This window comes from Kitasatospora sp. MAA4, assembly GCF_029893355.1.
In the GTDB taxonomy this organism is placed as follows: domain Bacteria; phylum Actinomycetota; class Actinomycetes; order Streptomycetales; family Streptomycetaceae; genus Kitasatospora.
Genome location: NZ_JARZAI010000065.1, coordinates 1 through 1,523 on the forward strand (window position 1 = coordinate 1; position 1,523 = coordinate 1,523).

The 1,523-nt window shown below is 69.5% G+C and carries 1 protein-coding gene; it reads right to left on the bottom strand.

The window, feature by feature from the left end; translation table 11 throughout:
* Window positions 1–260: 260 nt before the first annotated feature.
* Complete coding sequence (locus P3T37_RS36950; protein ID WP_280728346.1) at window positions 261–1,466, bottom strand: IS4 family transposase; 1,206 nt, start codon at window positions 1,464–1,466, stop codon at window positions 261–263.
* Between the last annotated feature and the right edge of the window lie 57 nt (window positions 1,467–1,523).

Sequence of the window (1,523 nt, forward strand, 5' to 3'; positions counted from 1 at the left end):
CAATACCAGTGACTTAGTAGTCCCAGGATCGCCTGAGCGTGACGGGTGGGTTGATCGGGGCGGTCTTGTGGTGCGGCGCGATGGTGACTGCTTCGACCGGGTCTCGGGTGGGCTGCGGCCAGAGTGTGTGGTCCGCCCGTTTGACGCCGAAGTTGGACATCTTGCGTTTGACGACGCGGGCGTTGGAGCGTCTGCGCCGGGTGGGCAGGAGGTGGCGGGCTATCTCGCGCAGCCCGTCGGCGAGGGCTACGGCCAGGCGGTCAGGGGGAAAAGGCCGCCTGCGCGGCGACTTGGCGTCGCGCGAGGCGGAGGGTACGGGTGAAGGAGAGCCGGTCGGGGTCCTCGCCGATGTCCTGGGCGGCGGTGTGCATGAGCTGGCGGATCGCGTGGTGGACGAGTAGGTGGCCCCAGACCTCCTGCTCGACGCCTTCGGGTGAGCGAGAGCGCAGAACCTGGGCGGGGCCGCGCTGGTGGGTCTTCAGCTCGTCCAGCGCGGTCTCGATCTCCCACCGCTCGTTGTAGCGGGCCGCCAACTCTGTTGCGGGCGCGGACTCGTGGTCGAGGATGGTGGTGATCAGCCGGTAGGGGACGGTGTGCCGCGGACGGCCGGGGTCATCCAGGGTGTACTCGATGACCCGCACGACGGCCGCGTCGGCGCGCTTGCGGTCCCCGGCGGCGGCGATGTCGGACAGGTAGGAGCCGTCGGGAAGTTCCCGTCGCACGGGCAGGACCGCATTGGACCTGATACGCCACAGCAGGTCCGCTCCGCCCGCCGCAGCGGCCCGCCACTGCTCCAGGCCGGCGAAGCCCCGGTCGGCCATCAGCAGATCGTCAGGCCCCAGAGCGTCGAACAGCTCCCGCGCAAGCACGGACTCGGCAGTGGTAAACGGGCCCAGGGTCGCGTGAGTGATCGCGTGGGTGCCGCACTCCGCCAGCGCCACCACCCTCACCTGCGGGAACGCCGACCGCTCACCGCGGTGGGTCTTGGGACGGCCGAACCGCGCGTCGTTCTCCTCACTGTCCGGCACGTCGAATGTCGTCCCGTCGATGGCCATCAGACGCCAACGCCCGTACCAGGCACCGGGAGTTGCCTCAGTCGCGACAGGGCCGGCGGTCTGCTCGAACAGCGCCTTGAGGACCTCAGGCCCGAGCTTGACCCGGGCTCGGGAGATCGCCGCGGTTGTCGGAACCTGCCACGACCCGGACCAGCGCCTGGCCCAGGCCAGCCCCTCGGTCAGCAGCCGCGCGACCTCCTCATACCCCTGCCCGGAGAACAGGCACATGGCCAGCACGAAATAGACGACCACCCGTGGCGGCAGCAGCCGCTGGCGCTGCCCGGTCCGGCCGCACTCCTCCACGATCCGGTCCACCAGCTCCGGTGGGAACGTACGTGTCAGCAGTCCGATCGCGATCCGGTCCGACAACCGCTCGTCCGTCGACGGCTTGACCTGCCCAGGGCGTGGCATCCAGGCACCTCCTGGACAGGCAGCCTACCAGCAAGGATCCTTAAGTCAGTGGTATTG